Source organism: Mesorhizobium sp. M7A.F.Ca.CA.004.04.2.1, from assembly GCF_004022825.1.
Taxonomy (GTDB): Bacteria; Pseudomonadota; Alphaproteobacteria; order Rhizobiales; family Rhizobiaceae; genus Mesorhizobium.
This window is the reverse complement of record NZ_RZPH01000030.1, coordinates 1-15,734: the sequence shown is the minus strand read 5'-3', so window position 1 is coordinate 15,734 and position 15,734 is coordinate 1. Positions and strand designations below refer to the sequence as shown.

Genomic DNA, 15,734 nt, shown 5'->3' with positions numbered 1-15,734 from the left:
GATCAGGCGATCGAGAGTCATCGCCCCGACGCACTGCTGATTTTGGGTGACACGAATAGCTGTTTGGCGGCGATTGCGGCCAAACGGCGGAAGGTGCCCATCTTCCACATGGAGGCCGGAAATCGTTGCTTCGATTTTCGTGTTCCAGAGGAGATTAACCGCCGAATTGTGGACCATACAGCGGATGTCAATCTGACCTATAGCCAGATTGCTCGTGACTACCTACTGCGAGAAGGCCTCCCACCCGACCAGGTAATTGTTACCGGCAGTCCGATGCGGGAGGTGCTCGAGCACTACAGAAGCGGAATCGAAGCCTCGGCGGCGGTCAGCAATCTCGGCTTGACGGCAGAACGTTTCTTCGTAGTCAGTGCTCATCGCGAGGAAAATGTGGATTCGCCCGAGCGGCTAAGGAAGCTGCTTAATGTCCTCAATGGGATTGCCGAGCGATATCAGGAGCCAGTCATCGTTTCGACTCATCCTCGCACGAGAAAACGTTTGGACGCGCTTGGTGCCAGCTGCCATGAAAATGTCAGGTTTGAAAAACCGTTTGGGTTCTTCGACTATATTAGGCTCCAGTGTTCGGCTCGAGCCGTGCTTTCGGATAGCGGCACGATAACTGAGGAAAGCGCGATCCTGAACTTTCCCGCCCTCAATCTGCGCGAGGTACATGAGCGCCCCGAAGGCTTCGAAGAGACCTCAGTGATGATGGTCGGCCTGGACATAGAGCGCGTTTTTGACGGGCTTAAGATATTGGAGACTCAGTCACGAGGCGCGATGCGGACCTTGCGTTTGCCGACTGACTATAGCTCCGACAATGTATCCGAAAAGGTGCTGCGGATCGTTCTAAGTTACACGGACTTCATCAACAGGCGGGTCTGGAGGAAACACGAACCTGGCGCCGTCTGACCGCAATCGTGCCTTCGTCTCCCCGCAGCTCTGAGCGAAAAGCCGTCCGCCGCATTCCGACTCGCCATCGTCTAGTGCAAGGCAGGAACTCAGCCCAACTAAATCTGATACGGCAGATCCTCACACTTTCGCGGTAACCGCCCGCCTACCCGTAGCCAGCCAATCAACCATGTACCAAACGGCGCCGACGAAAAGCACCGACAGGACCAATTCGATCGCGTAAATGAACAAAGTCCACGGGAACCCCATTTGGACGAGTAAGTAGGCTAACGAGACACCTGTCACCGCCGCAGAGGCGACATTTTGTGTGACCCAGGCAGCCAACCATTCGATCGAATGGCCAGCTATTGTCAGAAAGAACATGAATACCGAGACGACGATTATCGACCCTGAAAGGCTGGCCACCCCAATGGGGCCTGGCAACGTGAGGAACGTATAATATTGGACCTTTCCGTACCGGTCACCGGACATTTTTTGGTAGATCGCTTGGGCGCCAGCGGCTGGGTCTTCTTTGATCACATGCAAGAACAAATCGCCTCCAAGATGGTCAAGATTTGCCGCGGCCGTCATCGTCCCTTCAAGTCCAACCCAGCGCATGACCGCGAGATTGCGCAGTTGACGGTAGAGACCGGCTAGGGCGAAACGATCACCTCTGACTGCCTCAACCTTGTCTATTATCGTCGCAGCCGGAGGCGCCGAGGAGTCGGGCGACGGTGCCAGAGTTTTTCCGATGCCTGTCGGCTGCTGTGGAACAACGCCTGACGGCTGCTGTGGAACGCCTTGTGTCTGTGCGGTGCTGATCGAGAAATCGAAAGTGCGTTCAAGGCTAACTACTGCAAGCGAGCCTGCAAAAACAAATCCGCTGAGACCCATGGCAACTGCGATCGCAACCCAACTCCTCACATCGCGACGTCGTAAGACAACGACCGCGAATGCGGCGAGAACATAGAGAAGCAACTGGATGCGGCTTCCCATCGAGAGCGATGCGAGCAGCCCAAGAAACACTGCTACGTAGATCAACACTGAATACGACCAGTCGCGTAGTTCGACCAGCCACAGGGCCAAGGTTAGGCCTCCCAAAAGAGCCCCCCATGCGATCACGAAGGCCGCGACCGCATACAGGCGGGGGTTGATGTTAATGCCCAAGGGGAAACCAATCCGTATAATGTGAAATGAGTAATTGGCCCAATACAGCCCGATAGAAACGGCAATCAAACTTGCAAACGCGAGGACGACAAATTTCGACACGAAAGGAGGCGCTACCGCCTTCCGAATTTCCTTGAACGCGGGATAAAACGATGCGGCCAATCCAGCCGCGCACACCCCTGAAAAGCCACTAGCTGCGAAAGCAAGTGCCTGATCCCACTCAGTCGTGAATGTGCTGGTAGGCTCGATGAGCGCGATGCCAAATACGAAATTAGCGACCGCTTTTGCAATGAATCCTACAAAAAGGAATGACGACAGCAGAAACACGAAAAAGGAGGACGGACGCCAGAGCGGGATGAAGACGGCAGCGCAGCCCGATGCATAGAACCAGAGGAGAATCAGTTTCGACTGGCCGGGATAGGTGGCTAGAAGGACGAAGCCCATTGAGGCAACAAGCAGCGCAACTCCCAAGAGAATCGCGTTTCCGGGCACATTTGCTCGAGATGGCTGAAGCTTTTGAGATTGGCTCATATCAACCCTTTACTTCAATGCTCGCGGAGACCACAAACCGACATGCGGCAAGCATGACCAAAACCCTCTGCGCCACGAATCGCGATTCTTCCCCATAATACACGCAGCCGGCGACGCAATTCGTTGTATGAGAAGCAATCCCCATGATATAGCCCTGCGAATTGCGAATTGGCTTGTGCCTCGTCTCATAAATTGGCTCGATTCGCTGCCCTTTTTCGAAGTCAGCCCGAATGACCTACAAGCAATGTGACACCGGTCCGCGCGTGGTAGTGCTCGGGGGAACCGGGTTCGTTGGTGAGGCCCTAGCGCGGCTGTTGGCCAATCCGGCCTTCCCACCCAGCCGGTTCATTGTGCATCGTTCGGAACCAGAATGGCTCAATCAAGCCGGCGTGAATGTCAAAAAGGCCGATTTGGAAGATTCTGCCGAGATGTTGGCCGCCTTGAGCGGTTACGACGTGATGATCAACTTATTACGCCCCGACGGCACCGGTTGGTACCCTACCGTATTGCGGAGCTTGCAGTCGACATTTCGCGACGCCGGTATTTCCCGTTGTATTCATGCTAGCAGCATTGACGTTTACGCAGGGGTACGCGACCGGCAAATCGACGAAGCCACATTGCCATGCGCGTTGTCGCCTTATGAGCAAGAGCATCTTATAGGTGAGGCAATTCTGACAGGCTCGTTCGCCGAGACGATTGTGTTGCGGCTGGGAGCTATTTTCGGATGCGGCGGACGCAATCTCGTCACTTTGGCGGAGGAGATGAAACAAGCCCCATCATGGAAGATTGCGCTCCGCCGTGCTCTTTACGGTGAAAGACGAATGCACCTGGTGAGTGTGGAGACTGTTGCACAGGCATTTGTCAAATTGGCGTTCGACCGGAAAATCCATGGCTCACAGATCGTCGTAGTTACCGATGATTCCGATCCGAATAACAATTTCGCGTTTGTCCAGGATCGCTTCGCCCTGGCATTCGGCCGAGAATTCCCGAAATTTGGACCAACCTCACCAAGATTCTTCCTTAGATTCTTGTTACGTCTGAGGGGGCTTCCGGCGCACGCTATTGACCGGCGCTTCTCTGCAATCAGGGCCACGGAATTAGGGCTAGTCTCCGAGGCGTTCACCAGCAGGCTGGACAATTACGCCAGTGATCTTGCGAGGGTGACTCGGATGTCGGGCGCATGAATATCCTCCTGACTACAGTTTCACTCGATTCCCAAAAAGGAGGAGGCACAGCAGAGCGAACAAGGCGGCTTGCTAGCCATCTGACGCAAAGAGGACATCGTTGCGAGATCGTCACTATGCAAGGCGGGGATCTCGTCGGGCAACTGCATGGTAGGAACATGCAAGTTTATATTACGGGTGCGATGCGTCTCCGCTTCTCGGTCCCGACAATCAATCCGTTTAGGCTAATGCGCAGCGTTCGAAACGCCGATGTCATTCATATTCTCGGGTACTGGAACTTCCTGTCGGTCGCGACAGCGTTTCTCGCGCGATGGCTCGGGAAGCCTTATACTTTCAGCGCTGCGGGGGAGTTTGTCGGTCTCAATCACCCTAGGCCGATCCCGTATCTCTTCCACATCGCCTTTGGAAAGCGGATGGTTCGGAATGCAGCGACGCTGATTGCGGTCACCCCCCTGGAGCGCCGTCAGATACTGGAGCGGTTCAAATCGCCAGAAGACAATGTCATCGTGGTTCCAAACGGGGTTGAGGAACAACCTTTAGCAGCTGAAGCGATGGAGACTGGACCAAATGGGCCGTATGTCCTTTTCGTCGGCCGACTAGCCGAAGTGAAAGGCCCCGATCTTCTTATAAGCGCGTTTGAGAAGATGAGTCAGGAATATCCGGATATCGGGTTGGTAGTAGCAGGTCCAGACTTTGGCATGCGCCTATCGTTGGAATCCTTTGTTAATGCGCACCACCTCGCCGACCGGGTTGTCTTCACGGGGCATCTAGGCGAGAGCGCACGGAGCGAGGCATATAGACGCGCGCTTTTCCTGGTCGTGCCTTCCCGAGCTGAGGCGATGTCACTCGTGGCGCTGGAAGCTGGTATCGTTGGCACGCCTGTTCTTCTCACTGACCAATGTGGGTTTGATGAAGTCGAGACGGTGGGTGGTGGATACGTCGTACCGGCAACTGTTGAGGGCTTGTATGGAGGGCTTCACTCGATGCTGGCCGAACGTGGTGATCTACCGTCGAAGGGACGAGCGCTTAGATCTTACATAGTGGAGACTTTTGCCTGGCCTTCGATTGTAGACAAGCTGATTTCTCGCTTTGAAGAAATAATCGCAAAAAGGGGGGCTCCCGCAAACGTCGTCGTAGATACGCCACAAAATCAACCGGCGATCGAGGCCCTGTCGACGACGATCAAGCGCACCGGAGAGGACCGTTGATAAGAGGTCCCCAAGTGTCGCTCGTGGTCCCAGCATATAATGCGACAGACTACATCGCGGAAACAATCGAAAGCCTCTTGGCCCAAGACTATCCAAATTTGGAGATCATAGTTGTAGATGACGGTTCAACTGACGGCACAAGCGATCTCGTCTCGAATTATGGTCCTGAAATTAAATTGCACCGTCAAGTGAACGCTGGCCAGAGTGCGGCCATGACCACAGGATGGGCAATGAGCACGGGGGACATCCTCGGCTATCTAAGCGCAGACGATCGTCTGCGCCCAACAGCTGTTCGGCGCTGCGTGGAGGAATTGTCGGCTCGCACTGATGTAGTTTTGGTTTACCCCGACTTCGACATTATCGACGAGCATTCAACTCTCAGGTCGACCTTACAGCCGCCGGAATTTTCGCGTCGTGCTCTCTACGCACACCTGCACTGCCTGCCGGGCCCTGGGGCCTTTTTTCGACGTGAGGCTTATGAACGAGCTGGTTACTGGCGAGAGGACCTTCGGCAGATTCCTGACCTCGACTTTTTCCTGCGCTTGGCATTGGAAGGTAATTTTTACCATGTGCCAGAGGTTCTCGCGGAATTCCGTATGCATAGCGCGTCGACCACCTACCGAGCTGTGCCATTTGAACGTGGAGAAGAACCGCAGCGCATGATTGAGACGTTCTTCCGACGGAAGGATCTTCCCGATGAACTCCGCAAATGGGAGCGTGAGACTAGGGCAAACGCTAATTTACTGTCGGCTGCGATCCATGGGCGTTCGGGACGAGTAGCTGTTGCCGTTCAACGATTATTGGCAGCAGCCAGGCACCCGCGGACACTGCTATCTCGCAAAGCCGTAAGCCACGCTCTTCTGATAGCCCGGTGCGCGTTTGCCCCCGTATCGGTGCGTATGCGGGAACGACGGAATGCAGCCAACAGAGACTAGTTCCATGTCTCGGGACCGAGGGACAAAAGGTTGGCATCCTTTCCAAGGTGCTCGCATAGACCTGCTACTGCGAGGTTATGGTCACTGCGTTGACTGAGGCCGGACACCGCAATCGCTCCAATCACGCCCACCCCTTTGACCCGGATTGGAAAAGCCCCGCCGGCTAGAACGAAATCCTGTGGATTCAGACCGTATCCGGGAGGGAAAGTGCGATCCTCACGTTGCTGCTGTAGGGCTAAGAGATAGCTGCTCTTGTGAAAGAGCTTGACTACGTTAAGCTTGCGCCGTGCCCATTCACCATTCGACGCCGTTGATGTCGGAAGCGCGGCGTAGAATAATTGACGATCCCAGAGCCGAATGTCGATAACGATCCCGACCTGTTCGCGCACTGCGATGGAACGAAGCGCGCAGCCTAGCTTAAAGGCCGCTGTTTCTTCAAAAGATTCGAAGACGAGCACGGATTCCTGTTGAACGATTTTCGGGACATCACTCGCATCCCCCTCTGAAGCCAAACTGCGCGTCATCTCTCCCGTCTTATCCGTCATGTCGAACTGTCCGCGTGCTTTTGCAATCGCGCCAAGGAGTCGGAATACAGGCGGTTAATGGGTCTAAGCAGCGCGTAAGACGTGCAGCCACGCGGCCTTATCGGCGAGTTCCTCGCTAATAGCTTCGGCCGTTGCCCATAGAGGCACTGGGTTTCTGATTTGATGTGCAAAATATCCATCCAATCATCCTACGCCCTGTCAAATACTCGGGATGGTGCTAGACGTCTAGGATGAATGGGCCTTTGAACGGTGTAGCAATTATCTGCCAATGACTGATCATACATTTTTCGCGATTTTGTTTGTGGGGAGACAGGGGTCCAGCTATCTCCAGGCTTTGCTTGACTCTCACCCAGATGCAACGTGCGAAGGCGAGCTATTCTCACCGACGGCGCGCTTAATCGCCGACTTGGTCAGGCGGCGCACAATATCTTTCAGAAACTCCCGTCAGAAGGACGTGGCTAGCTATCTTGAGAAGATGCTCCACAAAAAGGGTAGCAGGGTCACCGGTTTCAAAATGCCCTACCTGTCTCTGCTGGAGCATACTGACGCGGTAGAAGCATTCAAGAGATTCGGATACAAGATTGTCCGCTTGTCACGCGACAACCTGTTGGATCAATATATTTCGTACAGACTTGCGGCTTTAAATAATTCATGGAGATCGGACTACGGGCCGACAAAAATAAATGACTTTTATGCAGATCCAAATGATGTATTGACCGCTTTTGAGAAATGGACAAGCGACAACTCCGCTTTGCACCGGATAGCGAGTGAATTTCCCAATTTGCATGTAACATATGAACAGTTGGTCGACGGCTCTGGCGTATTGCGCTGCCTCGAATTTCTGAATTTGCGCGATGCACCTCTCGAAAGCCGTTTCAAAAGGCAGAGAACCGGCGCTCAATCTGAGATCATCTCGAACTACGACGAACTGAAGGGTCACTTTATCCAGACAGGGTGGGCGCGCCATTTTCTGGACTAACCCCGGTTCCAATTCACTGCAATTGGGCGCCCAATCATGCAGACGCCACAATTACTCCCAACTGTTCGTCCCTTTGTCCCCGGGCTAGCCGAGCGCCTCCCAATGAGCGACCCCATCTCCATTGATCTTCCGGTCGCTTCCGCGCCCTCGATATGGCGAGCTAGTGGCGCCGCTGCCGCCGGCCGCGTTGGCATATTGGCTGCAGGTCTTGCGAGCTCCTTGCTACTTCCTCTTGCCTTGCCTCCAGACAAAGTCGGCATCTATTTCATTGCTCAGATACTCACCTCAGGATTTGCAATCCTGGTTCAATTGGGCCTCACATTTACTGTGCCGGCGCTTGTCTCGGCCGCGACCGCGAAAGGAGACTTTGGACGAGCGCGGGATCTTATAGCTAGGATCCAGGGACTAGTTGTCTCTTTCGGCCTCATCACAGCATTGGCATTCTGGCTTGCAGAACATTGGATCGGAAGCAGCGGAGGCAACGAATGGGGAGAAATTTTGCCGATAGTCGCCGTAGCCATTCCCTGCGCAGCTTTGGGGTCTGTCCAAGTCGAACTGCTTCGAGCGGTTCACTCGATTCGGAGTTCGGCTTTCCTCATGGCCTTCCCTAGTGCCATTGTGGCCCTCTTCCTCGCGTTTGCCCTCGTGACACACAGCAGCGTCACCCTTCATCAGGTCCTATTGTGTAGTTTGGTCGGCTTCGCGATGGCAGCGGGTTTTGGCGCTTTTAGCATTTTTATGATGTCGCGCCGCTGGACTGAGCCAGCAAACGTAGAGACAAACCTACGAGCGATTATCCTTCGTACTCTGCCGAATCTCGCGACAACCTTGATGTTGTTCGGTCTATCTCAGGTCGACATGGTTCTGCTGACGCTCTTCACTAGCTTCTCAGAAGTTGCGCAATATGGTGTCGCTTTGAGGATTTCGACGGTACTGATCATGCCGCTCAGCATCGCAAATTCCGCCTTTGCCCCTTCTGCGGTACAGCATTGGACGCTGGGCGACCGAGTGGGACTTCAGCGATCTCTCAGAACATTGGTTGGTGTTTCGACGCTCCTGACTTGCTTAATGTATTTCGGGTTGGTGACTCTCGGCTATGCCGCTGTGCAGATTTGGAACCCACACTACGAAAGTTCTTTGTGGATAGCGCTGATCTTAGGCTGCGGCCAAGTTTGCCATGTTCTCGGCGGATCGTCAGGAGTTTTGTTGATGGTGTTAGGCGACGAAAAGTTTGCTTTTCGCATTACCTTGGGTACCGGCCTCGCAACCGTCGTATTGTGTACGGCTGGCGTTCTGATGGAGGGCCCGCTTTTACTCGCGTCGGCCGCGGCGTTTTGCAATGCGCTTCAGGTAGGTTTCTTCTCAGCGCGAGCCCGTAAGATATTCGATGTCGATCCAACAATCTTGTCGGTCGTTAAAGGCAAGTAGCGCGGAAGCTGACTAGTTCGGCTTGTCCTTGTGGGACTTGAACCTGTGAGCACCCGGGTCCCCCACCAGGCCACTGAGAACCAAGAGGCCAAACAAGGCCATAATGCAACCCACCCCGGCAAACAACATTATCCAGTACATATAACACCACCCCCGCCATTAGATACCCCAGATAAGGCTGATCTGCAAGATATCCCTAATGTAAGTAGTGGTTAGACGGTTCTCCGGCGACTGCGTTGCTCGCCGTGCCCAGCCTGTGGGTAAGGTGACACCCCTAGGCGTTGCATGACGGAGATACGAAGCCCCAGCTTCGCTTTACGCGTTCCTTGTGAGATTGCGCTTTGCGCCTTTAGCCTTGATACCCTTTGGGGCTGGCTTCTTGGCCGGCGCTTTCTTGGCGGGATCCTTCGTGGCAGGCTTTAGCCCTAGCCCTATCGACTTTGCCAACTCCGATCGCTGTGCGGCATAGCTTGGCGCCACCATGGGGTAGTCGCGAGGCAAACCCCATTTCGTGCGGTACTGTTCGGGCGTCATCCCAAGCAAACCCAGATGGCGCTTCATTGACTTGAATTTGCGACCGTCTTCCAAACTTACGATGTAATCCGGAAAGATCGACTTCTTCGGGTTCACGGCCGGCGTCAGCGGCGGTAGCTCCGCGACCGCTGTCGGGCCCAATTTCGAAAGCGCGGCGTTGACCGAAGAAATAAGATCCGGCAGCCCAGCCACTGGCACGGCGTTATTTTGTACAAACGCGGCGACAATATCGACCGTCAGCTCAATCAGATCTGTGTTTCGTTCAATTTCATCGGTCAATTGTTCACTCCTGAATTGGCAGTGCGAACCTATTTTGAATTGTCGCTTTGCGCAATGTTGGTATGAGGCAGATCAATAGAACCGGCGGGCTAATCCTGCGGTAAAGGGTGTTCAGAGGTCGTCACGCTGTGCTATCATTGCATGGCCGGAACAACCGCGAAAATCGGGCATTCGCATCACCGCCTTGGTCAACCAGGGCTGACATCAACCAGCTTCCCCCTCGATCATCATTGAGAGATTGTCGTCCCAAGCGGATGGCATCGATTGGTTAGCCGTGTTGCGAGTGATGCAAAATGGCCTCTCCCGAAAAGCCCGTCATCGATTTCAGCTAGGCGAAATCGGATCTGATCAAGACCATCATTGGCGATTGGCCCATTGCCAACGCTTATCTCCCGGTGCCGCGTCTGTTCGATGAGGAAAGCGAGACCGAGGGCTCTGCCTAACCGCACAAATCCAGGTAGTCGCACAAAAGCGCCAATAACGCCCTCGTCCGTCGCGTACAACTGCCCTCAGTCGTTTCAGCGTGTCGCGTGACAGTGGCCACCCGCGACAACGAACGTGCTGGACGACAACGGACTGCGGCTGACGTTGATCTACTGATGACTCAAACCTGCGCCAATTATCGCCCAAGAAGTGACTTGGCGAACTCCTCGATGATTGGGCAAATCTCTGTCATCTTGTCGGACACGCCCTAAGAATTGCCGGCGTCCACGTAGGCCATAGTCGTTTCAAATCCATAGAGGGATTGCAGTTCGATCAGCCGGTCGTAACCGACGCTATGAATTTCCTTTTCAGCCAACCATGTTTTGGATGCCTGAACCATCGCAGGGTATTTCGGTGGATCGAAGTCAGCCTTAGTCGCATTGTCCCAATTGCAGTTATTGTTATCGATCGCGGCGAGCAATTTGATTTGTTCCGCAACGGCTTCTGAGGGCCGTCCCGGGCGAAGCATGCTCCAGTTTCCGGCATCGATGTAAAGCTGCTCACAGGCGCTCTCAGGCATGCCTAACCCGGTTTCCTGCCCTTGCTCAAATGAACCTAGTTTCTTGCCGACCTGATCGAACGCGAGGGATTGAAGCCGCCGAGCTTCATCCAGATAGAAACGGTCATTGTCGCAAACTCGGTTGCTGAGGATACGCCCAGCGATTATGTATTTCGCCATCTTGCCTGTCATGGGCTGATCGGCATACGCACCCGCGGCAAAGGTCGTGAGCGCTAGGGCGCAGACTACGGCGCGGGTGTGGATCATGGTCTGTGCCCCTGAATTCTCAGCATATAGCACCGCGCCGGCCGGAGAATGCAACACGGGCCGGCTATGATTCCTCGGGAAATCCTGCAGGGAAGCGGCATTCGGATGCCGCAAGTGACGGCAAACGCGGCACGCCCATTAACCACCTTCCAGGATAGAGCGGACCCCAAACGGCACGTTGGGGGTTTAAGTTGCATGGAAAATCACCAGCACCGATTCTACTGTCATATTGAACGCGACGGATCGTGGGGAGTTTGGGATTGCGTCGCCAATAGGCCGGCAAGGTTGGGCGGTGGCGACCTTCTCGGGTGCACTGCCCAAAGGGCTCAAGCTGCGGAACACGTCCTGACGAGAATTTACGACGGCGGACTTGATGCCGTCGCTATCCGCATTGCGGGAATTGTCAGTTCTGCAGGTTCGGCCTGATCGATCTCGCGTTGGCCGCCTATCACGAATTGTCGGTTTCGTACTAAGCAGAGTTCTGTACGATTCCAACCCTTTAACTTTGAACGTCCATGTTTTGTAATTTGCCGGCTGAGGGGACGCCGTGCATCGAATCGCATTTCAGTGTCAATCGCGCGCCACAAGGCGTATCTTCATTGAATCGTCTGCACGTTTTTACGGGCGCGGACGGCAGGGAGATTGGAAAGCTCTTGCCCCAAGTGGGATTGAGCTATGACCAATCTAGTGAATGATTCCTATAAAAACGAATTGCTGCGTCGGCTCAACTCCGATGACCTAGCGCTTTTGCAACCGCATCTTGAGCGATGTGCTCTAAATCTGAGAATGAATCTGGAGACGGCCGATTCTAATATCGAGACGGTCTATTTCCCGGAGGACGGCATTGCTTCCGTGGTGGCCACAGCGTCAGGAAAAGAAACAGAGGTTGGGCTCGTCGGCTTTGAGGGAATGACCGGTGGCGCGCTCGTGATGGGCGCTGACTATGCGGCGCATCAATGTTACGTACAATCGCCCGGTAGCGCTTACCGCATCGGAGCTGAGCCCTTCAAGGAGGCTCTTGCGAACAGCCCGACGCTGCGCCTCTTCCTCTTGCGCTATGTCCACTATTTCCACATCCAGACCAGCTATACGGCCCTGAGCAACGCACGATCGAACCTTGAAGAACGTTTGGCGCGATGGCTTTTGATGTGTGATGATCGGGTCCACGGCGAACGCCTTGCGATCACTCATGAGTTCCTGTCAATTATGCTCGGAGCAAGGCGCCCAGGAGTCACGGTTGGGTTGCAGGTGCTGGAAGGGCGGGGTCTCATTTATTCCCGACGGGGCGAAGTGGATATCCGAGACCGCAATGGTCTTAAAGCATCTGCAAATGGCACCTATGGGCAGCCGGAGGCACACTATGTTCGGCTGCTTGGAGAATGATGCTATAGGTCGTTATCTAATGGTCGCTCGGGCGACGCTACTTTTCCGTATCGCCTCGAATATCACTTCGGATACGCTCCAGACCTCTTCATATATCTCGTCGGGCTTGATTCCACCATCTCGTGCGGCGTCCATCATCTGGTCCGCAAGGTCGCTGGCCGCGATTGGGTCGCCGGTTGTGGTAACCGGCAGATGGCCCGCGATCCAATCGTCGATGAACATGCAGCCGCGAGCGCTCATTCGGCCACACCAGGATCATAGTGGACGATGGCATCGAGGATAGTGCGATAGAGGCTGTCCACCTCCTCGTCTATTTCTTCCCGTTTGATCCCCAAGGACCTGGCGTCGGCTATTAGCTTATGCGTGAGTTCATCAACGGCGATCACGTCGGCCTTGGTCGTCTCCGGAACGTTGTTCGTCATCCATCGATGGAGAAAGTTGATTCCGCGCGCGCTCATCTCGGCACAAGAGTCGGCGCGATATTAGGTTCCGCTAATTCTAGATAATTCTTGATGGTTGGCTCTGCCCGCTGTGAGACATGCGGGACTTGCCCCAAGTCATTTGACGAACGGCCAAAGCACAAGCCTCTGCTCGTTTTGGTGGAGCAGACTTTTGATGCCGAACGTTGTGGGCAGAACGGAGACTGCGGCCTCTCCGGGAGCCCTCAACCTGACATCCAAGATGCCAATAGCAGGGCGGCCAAGGATGACGCCAGAGCAGCGGCTGCAAGAAGCACCCCGGCGCTCTGCCAACCCGGCGGCGGCTGGTGTACCACCCTGTTGGGCGGCTGATTATCATTCATGGGCGGCAAAATTAAGCTCCTGGCGCTGGCACATGAAATAGAGAACCCGCCAACCACTGTAGCGGCTCGCGGGTCCTTTCAGCACAGGAAGAGACCTAGCTGTGCCGATTTCACGACTGAAACAACAATCATTTTATCCAGGTGTTCCGGCTAGATCCGGATGTCGGACCATTGCGTCACTGGGGGAGACTTTGGTCCCATCGTTGTTGAGACCGAAGCCCATATAGGGAACGTTTGGCGCAGAGCTGTGTTTGAGTGGCCCGCGCACAGAACGGTCAATTGCTTACTCAACCGGACAAATGAAGATGATGAACCTTGAAGACGAGACGTCCCAAGCGCTCGTGGCGCGTCTGGCTGATCTCCAGGCAAAAATGCGGGCGGCACGCATAACTGAGGCAGAAATGAAAACCTTCCAAAAGGTTGCAGCCATCATGGAAGACGGTCGCGGCCAGATTGCGGGCGACGACCTGATCGCTGCATCCTTCCTCGCCGAACCTGAGGCCCTGAATGGGTAGCTGCTATCGGGTGGCGCCAAGCTTCTGACGACGGGGGCGGTGGCGAGGGACGATCAGGCGCGGTCGTCACCGCGGCTTCAATAATATCCGCTCCTATTGCTGCGCCCGTGTCGGCTGGATGATCACCGCCGAAGTGGAGTTGTTGATAAGAAAATTGGCCGTCAGCCAAAAGCCGATAGCCATAAAAAACAGGACCGCGAAGGCGATGAACAAAACTCGCATGCGGCGGAATATACCACGCCAAAAATGATAAAGCCCGCCGGCCGGAGCCAGCGGGCTTTCCAAAACTGTAATTCGCTTGATTAGGTCCCGGAAGAAACCACAGATGAGCTGGGCGAAGCCGTTACCGACGACAGCCGCTCACGTTTCGTGAAAACGGGCTTCTGATAGGTCTTCTTCATCGACATTCCCCTTTGTCAATCCGCAATGTGCCACTCTTTGCCTTCGACCGGGCAGCGTGTCAATCGCTCGACAAAAAAGCCCGCCACCTCTCGGCAGCGGGCAAGGTCTGGAGTAACTGCATAGGTCAACGTGTGGCGGCGGGGTTGGTTGCGAGGCGCTACTCAGCCGTTGGGAACTAGCCCTGTGGAAACCGGGTATCACGCAGTTCTCAGTTTGAGACTGCATTAGGAATCACTCGGGTTGTGTTACTTAGGGTAACCAGAATCTCTGGTTGCATCAATAGTTTAGGTATGAAATCCGGCCAAATTGGGCCGAAAGGAAATCAGCCCAACCTCCCTCTCGTTGTTGAGAAAGAGCGAGAAATCGACGGCGTTATTATGGGCGTTCTTTCAGATGGGACGCCATACCTCAATCAACGCGGGCTAGCGGCTCTTTGTGATGTGCAGAACGCGCACATCGGCACAATCAGCAGTCAGTGGAACGACGTCGATCAAAAGCCCCGCATTCAGCGGATAAAGGCGATCCTTGAAAAAGTTGGCAAAGTCCCGGCAACTGCCCATATCGAGGTGACGCACCGGGGCGTGATCCATTACTGCTACCCGGCTGATGTCAGCCTTGCGATCATGGAATATTACGCCATCGATGCCGGGGTGAACGTCTCGGAAAAAGCCCGCGACAACTACCGCATTCTCGCGGGCTCCCGCCTTCGCGATATGATCTACAGCCAAGTTGGCTACGATCCGCGCCGGGGCAAGGACGTTTTTGCGAAATGGCATGAACGGCTGGCTTTGAACTACCAGTCAGCGCCGAAGGGGCATTTCCACGTCTTCAATGAGGCTCACACGGGGGAGCTGTAACTGAGTAGTGCTATGCCTCAAGCGATTGCCCTGGCGCGACCTTCAAAGCGATGAGCGAACGTACGGCTTTCGTCACCCGCCCCGCAGCACGCGCCAGATGTCGTGCCAATAGGCGGTAACAAGGGAGGCCAGGGCCGCCGCCGCCATGCCGGTAACGCCCAAAGCGCCGAGCCCCATCAGCTTCCACCGGGTCACCTCGGCAGTGACCGCTTTAACGCCCGTCATGTCGTCGTTGAGCGTGCTTACAGCGGTTTCCGTGGCCGCAACGCGGTCGACCAGTTCGTCGGTTTTGGCATACATCTTCGACCGGCTGGCGGCAGCGCGCTGTTCGGATTGCTCGTAGCTCAGGGCGACACGGGAATCGCTGTCCTTGATATCGCGTCGGATCTCCGTGATATCCCGCTGCATGTTCTGCGTGGCCTCCAAGAGCCCGCCGATCATCATTTCCAGGCTCTTGTTCGCCGAAGTGTTCGCCTGCTAGTTCAGTTCGGCCCGGCGCACGGCGCTGGCCTTGGTGTGGCGGTCGCACTCGGCGGCCGTGTAGAGCTTGACGGCGCACCCCGGCGCCATCGTGCGGTCGATCTTGTTCTGATCCTCGAAGGTCTTGCCCTTGGCCTCGGCGAGGCTGCTACCTATCGCCGCCCGGAGGGCTGGAACACCGCTCACGCCGGAAGTCCCACAACCCGCCAGCAGAATTGCAGTTGTCAAAATTCCGGCTGGCATCAATGCCTTTGCGGATCGCATCCTGATTGTCCTTCTCGATCTTGGCGCGGACCTCGTCGGCGCCCCAGTGCTTTATTAGTTCGTAGCCGCCCCACACCGCGCCCGAAGCGACGGCGATGGTCGCGGCT

At 55.2% G+C, this 15,734-nt stretch carries 19 protein-coding genes; 9 read left to right on the top strand and 10 right to left on the bottom strand.

Going from position 1 to position 15,734, the window contains the following annotated elements:
- Positions 1–906, top strand: a 906-nt coding sequence (locus tag EN893_RS02985; RefSeq protein ID WP_128361395.1) for a UDP-N-acetyl glucosamine 2-epimerase, incomplete at its 5' end; no start/stop codon positions are given.
- Positions 907–1,026: 120 nt separating this feature from the next.
- Here the strand turns inward: EN893_RS02985 and EN893_RS02980 are convergent.
- A complete protein-coding gene (locus EN893_RS02980) occupies positions 1,027–2,583 on the bottom strand; it encodes a hypothetical protein (protein ID WP_127267027.1) in 1,557 nt (518 codons plus the stop codon).
- Positions 2,584–2,813: 230 nt separating this feature from the next.
- Here EN893_RS02980 and EN893_RS02975 point away from each other — a divergent pair, with 230 nt between their 5' ends.
- From EN893_RS02975 to EN893_RS02965, 3 genes are read left to right on the top strand one after another with little or no spacing between them, the layout of a single operon-like run.
- Entirely contained in the window at positions 2,814–3,767 is a 954-nt protein-coding gene (locus EN893_RS02975; protein WP_127267026.1) for an NAD-dependent epimerase/dehydratase family protein, read from the top strand.
- Complete coding sequence (locus EN893_RS02970; RefSeq protein ID WP_127267025.1) at positions 3,764–4,975, top strand: glycosyltransferase family 4 protein; 1,212 nt, start codon at positions 3,764–3,766, stop codon at positions 4,973–4,975. Before EN893_RS02975 ends, EN893_RS02970 begins: the two co-directional genes overlap by 4 nt.
- Positions 4,976–4,989: 14 nt before the next feature.
- Entirely contained in the window at positions 4,990–5,910 is a 921-nt protein-coding gene (locus EN893_RS02965) for a glycosyltransferase family 2 protein (protein ID WP_164748681.1), read from the top strand.
- On the opposite strand, the gene EN893_RS02960 is transcribed toward EN893_RS02965, so the two are convergent.
- Positions 5,907–6,455: a heme-degrading domain-containing protein gene (locus tag EN893_RS02960; protein WP_236382656.1), complete on the bottom strand. Its 549-nt coding sequence runs from the start codon at positions 6,453–6,455 to the stop codon at positions 5,907–5,909. The genes EN893_RS02965 and EN893_RS02960 overlap by 4 nt on opposite strands.
- Positions 6,456–6,723: 268 nt before the next feature.
- Here EN893_RS02960 and EN893_RS02955 point away from each other — a divergent pair, with 268 nt between their 5' ends.
- Together EN893_RS02955 and EN893_RS02950 are read left to right on the top strand one after the other, a co-directional pair.
- Positions 6,724–7,434 (top strand): hypothetical protein, encoded by a 711-nt coding sequence (locus EN893_RS02955; protein WP_127267023.1) that lies wholly within the window; start codon positions 6,724–6,726, stop codon positions 7,432–7,434.
- Positions 7,435–7,536: 102 nt separating this feature from the next.
- Entirely contained in the window at positions 7,537–8,862 is a 1,326-nt protein-coding gene (locus EN893_RS02950) for a hypothetical protein (RefSeq protein ID WP_127267022.1), read from the top strand.
- A 315-nt stretch (positions 8,863–9,177) separates the two neighbouring features.
- Here the strand turns inward: EN893_RS02950 and EN893_RS02945 are convergent, their stop codons facing one another.
- Positions 9,178–9,675: a MucR family transcriptional regulator gene (locus tag EN893_RS02945; protein WP_127267021.1), complete on the bottom strand. Its 498-nt coding sequence runs from the start codon at positions 9,673–9,675 to the stop codon at positions 9,178–9,180.
- A 691-nt stretch (positions 9,676–10,366) separates the two neighbouring features.
- Positions 10,367–10,924 (bottom strand): hypothetical protein, encoded by a 558-nt coding sequence (locus EN893_RS02940; RefSeq protein WP_127267020.1) that lies wholly within the window; start codon positions 10,922–10,924, stop codon positions 10,367–10,369.
- 675 nt (positions 10,925–11,599) lie between these two features.
- Between EN893_RS02940 and EN893_RS02935 the strand changes: the two genes are divergently transcribed.
- A complete protein-coding gene (locus EN893_RS02935) occupies positions 11,600–12,307 on the top strand; it encodes a Crp/Fnr family transcriptional regulator (protein ID WP_127267019.1) in 708 nt (235 codons plus the stop codon).
- Positions 12,308–12,319: 12 nt separating this feature from the next.
- Here the strand turns inward: EN893_RS02935 and EN893_RS02930 are convergent, their stop codons facing one another.
- Positions 12,320–12,529 (bottom strand): hypothetical protein, encoded by a 210-nt coding sequence (locus EN893_RS02930; protein WP_236382658.1) that lies wholly within the window; start codon positions 12,527–12,529, stop codon positions 12,320–12,322.
- Positions 12,530–12,543: 14 nt separating this feature from the next.
- Positions 12,544–12,765 carry a DUF768 domain-containing protein gene (locus EN893_RS02925; RefSeq protein WP_127267017.1) on the bottom strand — a complete coding sequence of 74 codons (222 nt, stop codon included), beginning with the start codon at positions 12,763–12,765 and terminating at the stop codon, positions 12,544–12,546.
- Positions 12,766–13,414: 649 nt separating this feature from the next.
- On the opposite strand from EN893_RS02925, the gene EN893_RS02920 reads away from it, so the two are divergent.
- On the top strand, positions 13,415–13,624 hold the full coding sequence (locus EN893_RS02920) for a hypothetical protein (protein WP_164748682.1): 210 nt from the start codon (positions 13,415–13,417) through the stop codon (positions 13,622–13,624).
- Positions 13,625–13,717: 93 nt separating this feature from the next.
- Here the strand turns inward: EN893_RS02920 and EN893_RS02915 are convergent, their stop codons facing one another.
- A complete protein-coding gene (locus EN893_RS02915) occupies positions 13,718–13,909 on the bottom strand; it encodes a hypothetical protein (protein WP_127267016.1) in 192 nt (63 codons plus the stop codon).
- Between the two features lie 407 nt (positions 13,910–14,316).
- Between EN893_RS02915 and EN893_RS02905 the strand changes: the two genes are divergently transcribed.
- Positions 14,317–14,883, top strand: a complete 567-nt coding sequence (locus tag EN893_RS02905; RefSeq protein ID WP_127271259.1) for a hypothetical protein — start codon at positions 14,317–14,319, stop codon at positions 14,881–14,883.
- 72 nt (positions 14,884–14,955) lie between these two features.
- On the opposite strand, the gene EN893_RS02900 is transcribed toward EN893_RS02905, so the two are convergent.
- From EN893_RS02900 to EN893_RS38960, 3 genes are all read right to left on the bottom strand, one after another.
- Positions 14,956–15,327 (bottom strand): DUF1515 family protein, encoded by a 372-nt coding sequence (locus tag EN893_RS02900; RefSeq protein ID WP_127271257.1) that lies wholly within the window; start codon positions 15,325–15,327, stop codon positions 14,956–14,958.
- Between the two features lie 33 nt (positions 15,328–15,360).
- Complete coding sequence (locus tag EN893_RS02895; protein WP_127271255.1) at positions 15,361–15,549, bottom strand: hypothetical protein; 189 nt, start codon at positions 15,547–15,549, stop codon at positions 15,361–15,363.
- Positions 15,512–15,734: hypothetical protein (locus EN893_RS38960; RefSeq protein ID WP_245490793.1), on the bottom strand; the 223-nt coding region annotated here is incomplete at its 5' end. The genes EN893_RS02895 and EN893_RS38960, both read right to left, overlap by 38 nt.

What these genes read in the sequence shown, in the direction of transcription:
- EN893_RS02970 (WP_127267025.1), top strand. Translation starts at nt 3,764, where the DNA reads ATGAATATCCTCCTGACTACAGTTTCACTCGATTCCCAAAAAGGAGGA.
- EN893_RS02920 (WP_164748682.1), top strand. Translation starts at nt 13,415, where the DNA reads ATGATGAACCTTGAAGACGAGACGTCCCAAGCGCTCGTGGCGCGTCTG.
- EN893_RS02975 (WP_127267026.1), top strand. Translation starts at nt 2,814, where the DNA reads ATGACCTACAAGCAATGTGACACCGGTCCGCGCGTGGTAGTGCTCGGG.
- EN893_RS02935 (WP_127267019.1), top strand. Translation starts at nt 11,600, where the DNA reads ATGACCAATCTAGTGAATGATTCCTATAAAAACGAATTGCTGCGTCGG.
- EN893_RS02980 (WP_127267027.1), bottom strand. Translation starts at nt 2,583, where the DNA reads ATGAGCCAATCTCAAAAGCTTCAGCCATCTCGAGCAAATGTGCCCGGA.
- EN893_RS02925 (WP_127267017.1), bottom strand. Translation starts at nt 12,765, where the DNA reads ATGAGCGCGCGCGGAATCAACTTTCTCCATCGATGGATGACGAACAAC.
- EN893_RS02940 (WP_127267020.1), bottom strand. Translation starts at nt 10,924, where the DNA reads ATGATCCACACCCGCGCCGTAGTCTGCGCCCTAGCGCTCACGACCTTT.
- EN893_RS02955 (WP_127267023.1), top strand. Translation starts at nt 6,724, where the DNA reads ATGACTGATCATACATTTTTCGCGATTTTGTTTGTGGGGAGACAGGGG.
- EN893_RS02930 (WP_236382658.1), bottom strand. Translation starts at nt 12,529, where the DNA reads ATGTTCATCGACGATTGGATCGCGGGCCATCTGCCGGTTACCACAACC.
- EN893_RS02950 (WP_127267022.1), top strand. Translation starts at nt 7,537, where the DNA reads ATGAGCGACCCCATCTCCATTGATCTTCCGGTCGCTTCCGCGCCCTCG.
- EN893_RS02900 (WP_127271257.1), bottom strand. Translation starts at nt 15,327, where the DNA reads ATGATGATCGGCGGGCTCTTGGAGGCCACGCAGAACATGCAGCGGGAT.
- EN893_RS02905 (WP_127271259.1), top strand. Translation starts at nt 14,317, where the DNA reads ATGAAATCCGGCCAAATTGGGCCGAAAGGAAATCAGCCCAACCTCCCT.
- EN893_RS02960 (WP_236382656.1), bottom strand. Translation starts at nt 6,455, where the DNA reads ATGACGGATAAGACGGGAGAGATGACGCGCAGTTTGGCTTCAGAGGGG.